6 protein-coding genes are annotated in these 7346 nt (G+C 43.5%); 4 read left to right on the forward strand and 2 right to left on the reverse strand.

The window, feature by feature from the left end; translation table 11 throughout:
* Positions 1-341 precede the first annotated feature (341 nt).
* Together argJ and xthA are read right to left on the reverse strand one after the other, a co-directional pair.
* The gene (argJ, locus tag QL982_RS13620) at positions 342-1565 is read right to left on the reverse strand and encodes a bifunctional glutamate N-acetyltransferase/amino-acid acetyltransferase ArgJ (RefSeq protein WP_290163898.1); all 1224 of its coding nucleotides are present in this window, start codon (positions 1563-1565) and stop codon (positions 342-344) included.
* A 61-nt stretch (positions 1566-1626) separates the two neighbouring features.
* Complete coding sequence (xthA, locus tag QL982_RS13625; RefSeq protein WP_290163896.1) at positions 1627-2451, reverse strand: exodeoxyribonuclease III; 825 nt, start codon at positions 2449-2451, stop codon at positions 1627-1629.
* Positions 2452-2658: 207 nt separating this feature from the next.
* Here xthA and QL982_RS13630 point away from each other — a divergent pair, with 207 nt between their 5' ends.
* From QL982_RS13630 to QL982_RS13645, 4 genes are all read left to right on the forward strand, one after another.
* A complete protein-coding gene (locus QL982_RS13630) occupies positions 2659-3246 on the forward strand; it encodes a thioesterase family protein (protein WP_290163894.1) in 588 nt (195 codons plus the stop codon).
* A gap of 6 nt (positions 3247-3252) precedes the next feature.
* Positions 3253-4095 (forward strand): ATP-binding cassette domain-containing protein, encoded by an 843-nt coding sequence (locus QL982_RS13635; RefSeq protein ID WP_290163892.1) that lies wholly within the window; start codon positions 3253-3255, stop codon positions 4093-4095.
* A 151-nt stretch (positions 4096-4246) separates the two neighbouring features.
* Complete coding sequence (gene fetB, locus QL982_RS13640; protein ID WP_290190398.1) at positions 4247-5038, forward strand: iron export ABC transporter permease subunit FetB; 792 nt, start codon at positions 4247-4249, stop codon at positions 5036-5038.
* Positions 5039-5635: 597 nt separating this feature from the next.
* Entirely contained in the window at positions 5636-7333 is a 1698-nt protein-coding gene (locus QL982_RS13645) for an AMP-binding protein (protein WP_290163888.1), read from the forward strand.
* Positions 7334-7346: the final 13 nt, after the last annotated feature.

Below are 7346 nucleotides of genomic sequence, written 5' to 3' on the forward strand. Positions count from 1 at the left end.
TCAATTATTGTACTTCACTACTGATATTTAACTATCAATACTTAATTACTGGCACTTAGTGATATGTACTTACTGCCATTTATCGCTTCGAACCCTTTATGCTGTTATGAGTAAAACATCATAAGGCTCTCTACTTCCTACTGAGACCAGTATAGGTCGCAACTCACCTTACCCTCTGTGACTGCTTTGTAAAGTAACGTCAGCTTTTGCAACTGATGTTAATAAAACGTATTGAATAGCAGTGTAATTTGATACTAATAGAGGGTTGACGTTAAAAAGCCAGAACAAATGCTGTTCTGGCTTTGATAAAAATATTCAGATCTGTGTTTGGTGCAAAGAAATTAACTGCGATAATCGGCGTTTATCTTGACATAATCGTATGACAAATCGCAGGTATATACCGTATCACTGGCATTGCCACGTGCAAGATCAATATGAATGGTAATCTCAGGTCGGCTCATGACTGCTTTGCCCGCCTCTTCTGTATAGCTGGGTGCGACACCGCCATTTTGACAAATCATCACCTCGTCTAGGTACACATCGACTTGCTCTGTGTCTAGGTCGTCGATACCAGCATAACCCACTGCTGCTAAAATGCGGCCCCAATTGGCATCACTCGCAAAGAATGCGGTTTTTACCAAAGGTGAATGCGCCACGGCATACGCCACATCGCAGCACTCTTGCGTGGTCTGACCGCCAGTGACCTTGACTGTCATAAACTTCGTAGCGCCCTCGCCATCACGTACAATCAATTGTGCCAGACGTACAAACACTTCGGTCAATGCGGCCAAAACAGGCTGATAATGTGGATGCGCTGGGCTATCAATCACCTCTGAGCTGGCAGTACCTGTCGCGATTAGCACACAACAATCATTGGTTGAAGTATCACCATCGACAGTGATACGGTTAAAAGACTGCTCATTGATTGCGCTTAGCATCTCTTGCAGTAAGTCAGCGGTGATATTGGCATCCGTCGCCACATAGCCTAGCATGGTCGCCATATTTGGACGTATCATGCCTGAGCCTTTTGACATACCAGTGACATGGTAATGAGTGCCTGCTACATCAATTTTTTGGCTAGCAAGTTTGGGAATGGTATCCGTCGTACGAATGCCATTAGCCGCAGCCAGCCAGCTATCAGGCGCTAAGTTAGCCAATGCGTTATCCAGACCTGCGATAACCGCATCACTGTTTAATGGCTCGCCAATCACACCAGTAGAGAATGGCAATATCGTATTGATATCGACATCCGCCTTGTCAGCCAACGCCGTACAAATCTCAATGGCACGGCGTTTGCCATCAGCGCCCGTCCCTGCGTTTGCATTACCTGTATTGGTGATCAAATAGCGCGGACTGACCTTAGCAAAGTGCTCACGCAATACGCGTACAGGCGCGGCACAAAAGGTGTTTTTAGTGGTCACAACCGCAGTAGTGGCCTTATCCGATATTTCGATGACGACTAAATCATCGCGGTCTTTGTAGCGAACGCCTGCAGCCGTCGCACTGAGTTTGATACCATCAATTGGATAGATAATGTCAGGTACTGATACATTTCCAACAGCCATAATAAAATCCTTATTTCTCAATTTTTATCGTTATTTGTAAAACATTAACTGCATCTCAGTATCACGGTTTTTTTAAGTCAAATGCTGACCAAATCGGTGCATGGTCAGACGGTTTTTCCATGGCACGTAGCTCGTAACTGATACCAGCATCGCTACATTTATCGATTAGATCTGAGGTACATAAGATATGATCGATACGCAAACCGCGCTTGGGTTCATCATTAAAACCGCGGCTGCGATAATCAAACCAACTGTATAGCTCTGTGCTCTCTGGATAATGCAAACGGTAAGTATCTGTCAGCTCACGCGACATCAGTGCTGCATACCATTCGCGCTCTTCTGGCAAAAACGAGGTTTTTCTGCTTTTCAGCCAGCGCTTTGCATTGACTTCCCCAATACCGATATCGATATCTTCTGGCGCAATATTCATATCACCCATCACGATAATCGAACGACCTTCCGCCTTTAGCGTATCAATATAAGCCATCAAATTGGCATAATAAGCGCGCTTCATCGGAAATTTGGTTGGATGATCTTGGCTCTCTCCTTGCGGAAAATACCCGTTAAGCACATCGACTTCCTGCCCCTCAAACTCATAGCGTGCATGGATAAAGCGCTTTTGGGCTTCTTCCTCTTCGCCAGGGAAACCTTTTTGTACAAATATAGGCGCAACTTTAGACAATAGCGCCACACCGTAATGCCCTTTTTGTCCAAAATACTCTACGTGGTAGCCCAGACCTTCGATATCGCTAAGCGGAAATTGATCGTCATGAACTTTGGTCTCTTGTAGCCCCATGACATCAGGATCGATTACCTCGCGCACTGCCTCAAGCTGATGCTGACGAGCGCGGATACCATTGACATTAAAACTGACAAAACGGGTCATAAACTGTCCTATACTGATTGGTGAGAATATAGCGCTGATATAAACAGATAAAATATAAACGACTATGATAACAAATGTAAGCGGTTCTAGCGGTTGCATGGCCTGATATCTTGAGCTAGAGTAACTCTTATTATAAGCACTATCTATCATTGGGCTATCTGAAACACTTTTATTCAACAAAACTTATTAGAAATATTGAGCATCACTATGACAACCATGACGCAAAAAAATACAACATCAACCAAGAGTGACGACATCGCACCGCTATTTGCTAAAGATTATAACGTCTATATTAACCATACTGATGCTGGCGGTATAGTCTATCACGCCAATCATTTGGTATTTTTTGAAAATTGCCGTCGCGATTGGTTTACCAAACTGGGCTTAAATGGGTATTTTTTGCAGACTGATAATGGTGAAATACAACACTTCGTTGTCAGTCAGGCGGACTTACAATATAAGAGAGCCATTCTGTTAGATGAGATAATCAATGTACGTATCGATAAAGTTGAGCTAAAACCTGCCAGCATCATATTTTATCAAAGCATTCATCGCAACACAGCAGATAATGGGACGACCCAAAGAGCCAATGCTCATTTATTAAGCAGTACCAAAATCGTCATTGCCTGTGTACAAAACCAAGTCAGACCAGAACCGATACCTAATGGCAAATCACATGCCGATACGCCTAATACCGCCATGACGACCACACCGATGCGCCCTATTCGTGTGCCAAAAAAGCTACACGATGCCATCGAACAAGCCATTAACGAGCAAATGAATGGGCAGCCATAAGACTCTATGAGTACTGATAATGAGAGGCCCTTGCTTGAATTTGATGATCTTTGGGTACATAGCACACGGACCATAAGTACTCATGGTATTAAAAATAGTAACGAGACACAGAAAAAAACCTCTATCCCATATGATGTCTATCAAAAGTGGGCCAGTAAGCTAACGAAAAGCAGCGCAATTGATAAAGAGCCAATAACTCATGATCGAGCGCTGATCAGCGGGGCAAATGGCAAACTATTATCAGGGCAAGTGACCGTTTTAACAGGGGCCTCTGGTAGCGGGAAATCATTACTGCTGCGAGCGCTGGCAGGATTATTGCCTATGAGCAGCGGTACTGTCTGTTTACGTAGTAAGGACAAGCCAAACAATCCTGTTTATCATGATATCCATGAGACTGCACCCATACAGTGGCGCGCGCACGTTGCCCTACTCGCCCAGCATCCACAGCTGTTGGAAGGTAGTGTGCTTAAAAACTTACAAATGCCTTATCACCTACAAGCTCACCAGTCTCAGGCTTTTGATATAGACTGGCATATTGCTCAGCTTGCCTATTTAGATCGCAGCACAGCATTTTTGCAGCAAGAGGCCTATTATCTGTCTGGGGGTGAGCGCCAACTGGTCAATACATTGCGCCTGCTACAATTGAATCCTCAGGTATTATTACTGGATGAGCCGACAGCTGCCCTAGATGTTGACACTTCAGCGCAACTGGTGAATTTGCTCATTCGCTGGTTACAGGCAGAGTCACAGCGCACATTATTATGGGTGACTCACGACACCAAAGACATCATGCCTTTAGCCCATAGGCATTGGCATATGCAAGCAGGTGTGCTCACTGCAGACTCCTAACAGCATCTTAACAGGCTCTTAAAAAAAATCTTGATCGGGAATCTTTAATCAAATGATTAAGTCGTCGTGCAGTTGCTCAGAAATTTAGCACGGTGATAACCTCATTCCTCACCTTATATTACTACTGAAATTACTTCCACAATAAGCCCTTATGAGCGGTACGAACGACATGCAAATATTTCTCACTTATGGTGATATTGCCCTTGCCAGCAGCTTAATGATCATCGTTCTTGTCATTTCTTGGCGGTTACGCTTACAGCTGACCAAAACACTATTAATCGCCGCCATCCGTACGGTCGTTCAGCTGAGCTTTATTGGGCTAATACTGGCATGGATTTTTGCACGTGAGCAGTGGTATGAAGTATTAATGATTCTGACCGTCATGACCCTCATTGCAGGAAGTGCAGCCAAAAACCGCGTCAAACGCAGTTATAAAGGTCTATTGACAGATACCTTGCTAGCGGTGGGTATCTCAGCAGTACTAGTCACAGCAATAGCTATCATAGCCATTTTAAACGTGAAGCCTTGGTACACACCGCAATTCATCATTCCTATATTGGGTCTCATTCTAGGCAATTCTTTGACCGCCATTTCATTGACGAGTAACCAGCTGATTGACTCTTTCCATGAGCAATCAGGACGTATCGAGATGATGCTCAGTCTATCTGCTAAGCCGTTCGAAGCGGTACACGAACAAATACGCTCAGCCATTACTAATGGCATGACCCCAACTTTGAATTCTATGCTGGTAGTCGGCATTGTCAGCTTGCCTGGGATGATGACTGGCCAAATACTGGCAGGTGCTGACCCTACTCAAGCCATCCGCTATCAAATAGTCACTATGTTCTTGATATGTGTGAGCAGCACGCTTGGTTGTACCATCAATGCGTTACTTATCTATCGACGTTTCTTCAATAAAAACGAGCAATTCGTCTCACCTTAGCCGTTATGACATTCATACTTTGCCAAGTCATCAACCTTATACTGATTACGGATTTTTTCTAAATCACATTCTATCTATATCTTTTAGTTTAATTTATGTACTGCTCAGTCTCATTTACGGGGATTGTTTTAAGGCGTTTTCATGCTAATGTATTGCTCGAATGTATCGTTTTTTTTGATGCCCTAGTTGCCTATAACAGATAAAGATGCTTAGAACGGATGTTATCTTCGTTACCAAGCGGTCTGTTCATTTATTCCACTTAGTTAGTCAATGGGTTACATAGCTACTCAGTTACATAGCTGCTCAGTTACGTATCCTAAAAGCAACTAAGAGACCTATAGTCAGTCCAAGAGAGTGTAGAGACCAGCAAGGCAAGTAAAAGGCCTACCCATAATAGATTGAATGAGTCTACTGCCGTCGCGGATTTTTATAAGACTGACTATAACGGCAACAAAAGAGAGTGGTTAATCAATAGACAAGGATGTTGTTGAACACAGTAACCTGCTGATCGAGCTAGTGCTGGTTTGTAATGTTGATCTACCTATGACTGCTTTCTTATAAAACTTTAACCCATATTAAATTGCAAGGATGCTAATCATGATGCAGAACAAACCTTGGCTTTCTCAATATCCCGCTGGTGTGCCAAAGACCATCAACCCCGATAGATACAGCAGCATCATGGAGCTGTACGAAGAAACCTTTGAACGCTTCCGTGGTCATCCGATAAGTATTTGCATGGGGGTGACACATACTTATAATGATATTGATAAGGCCTCAATCGCAGTGGCGGCATGGCTACAAGCACAAGGCCTACCACAAGGTGGCGTCGTCGCACTGATGATGCCAAACATACCTCAGTATCTGCCAATAATGCTTGGGATTTTGCGTGCAGGCTATGTTTGCACCCCTGTCAATCCTCTATATACAGGGCGCGAGCTACGCCATCAACTGAATGATTCTGGCGCCCAAGCCATTTTTGTCGTAGATAACTTTGCCCAAGCGCTTGAGCAGGTCATCGAAGAGACCAGTATCAAGCGTATCGTGATATCAAAAATGGGCGATATGATGGGACTAAAGGGTATCTTAGTCAATACGATTATTCGTCAAGTCAAACGCTTGGTGCCTAAATACAATCTTAACGATCCTAAATATAATGTCACCAAATTCCCCGACGTATTGAAGAAAGGCAAAAACCTACCGTTCAAACCACCAAAAATGTCCTTGGATCAAAAAGCATTTTTACAATATACAGGTGGTACGACAGGGCTTTCTAAAGGGGCTATTTTATCTCAGCGAAACATCGTAGCCGCGGCAATGCAATCAGAAGCATGGACCAAACCAATCACTTCAGAGATTCATGAAGTTTATATCAATATGGTCATGGCTTTGCCCCTTTATCATATTTTCGCTTTCATGCTTAGCTTAATCGGTATGCGTTCAGGCTACACTTTCATATTGATACCCAATCCGCGTGATATTCCTGGATTTGTAAAAACCCTCTCAAAACAACCGTTCCACATATTCCCTGCGGTTAATACTTTATTTAAAGGGTTGCTGGACAATCCAAACTTTAAAGACTTGGATTTTAGCTCACTACGTATTTCACAGGCTGGAGGTATGGCAGCAACTGAACAAACAGCCACACGCTGGCTTGAAACCACGGGTTGTGCCATGATTGAAGGTTGGGGTATGACCGAAGGGGTCGCTGTGGGTACGGCCAACATCATCACCAATCGCAAATTCAGCGGTACTATCGGTGTACCTGTGCCTAGTATAGATGTCATCATTATCGATGAAGACGGTAAGCAGGTAAAAGTCAATGAAGGGGGCGAGATGTGCATCAAAGGCCCTAATATCACTTCTGGATATCTCAACAAAGATAGTAGTGAGGACTTTACGAGTGATGGTTATTTCCGTACTGGTGATATCGTCAGCATGGATGAACAAGGTTTCATTAAGCTATTGGATCGTAAGAAAGACATGATTCTGGTCTCAGGTTTTAACGTCTTTCCGAATGAGATTGAGTCCGTTATGCTCGATTGTGATGGCGTTGTTGATTGTGCCGTGATTGGTATTCCTGATGACCATCAAGGCGAGGCCGTCAAAATATATGTGGTCCCTGAAGACAATAATGTCACCAAAGAAGTCATTATGGAGTTTGCTTTAGACAATATGACTGGTTATAAATGTCCACGCCACATAGAATTTGTTAGCGATTTACCCAAAAGCAATGTCGGTAAAGTGCTACGTCAAAAACTACGTGAGAAGCACAATATAGATTATCCCCAAAGATAAATAAGCATTAGAC

It is taken from the genome of Psychrobacter sp. 5A.1 (assembly GCF_030407455.1).
Lineage (GTDB): Bacteria > Pseudomonadota > Gammaproteobacteria > Pseudomonadales > Moraxellaceae > Psychrobacter.

Excerpts from the sequence above, each read along its gene's own strand:
- argJ (WP_290163898.1), bottom strand. The coding sequence starts at position 1,565 with ATGGCTGTTGGAAATGTATCAGTACCTGACATTATCTATCCAATTGAT.
- xthA (WP_290163896.1), bottom strand. The coding sequence starts at position 2,451 with ATGACCCGTTTTGTCAGTTTTAATGTCAATGGTATCCGCGCTCGTCAG.
- QL982_RS13630 (WP_290163894.1), top strand. The coding sequence starts at position 2,659 with ATGACAACCATGACGCAAAAAAATACAACATCAACCAAGAGTGACGAC.
- QL982_RS13635 (WP_290163892.1), top strand. The coding sequence starts at position 3,253 with ATGAGTACTGATAATGAGAGGCCCTTGCTTGAATTTGATGATCTTTGG.
- fetB (WP_290190398.1), top strand. The coding sequence starts at position 4,247 with ATGAGCGGTACGAACGACATGCAAATATTTCTCACTTATGGTGATATT.
- QL982_RS13645 (WP_290163888.1), top strand. The coding sequence starts at position 5,636 with ATGATGCAGAACAAACCTTGGCTTTCTCAATATCCCGCTGGTGTGCCA.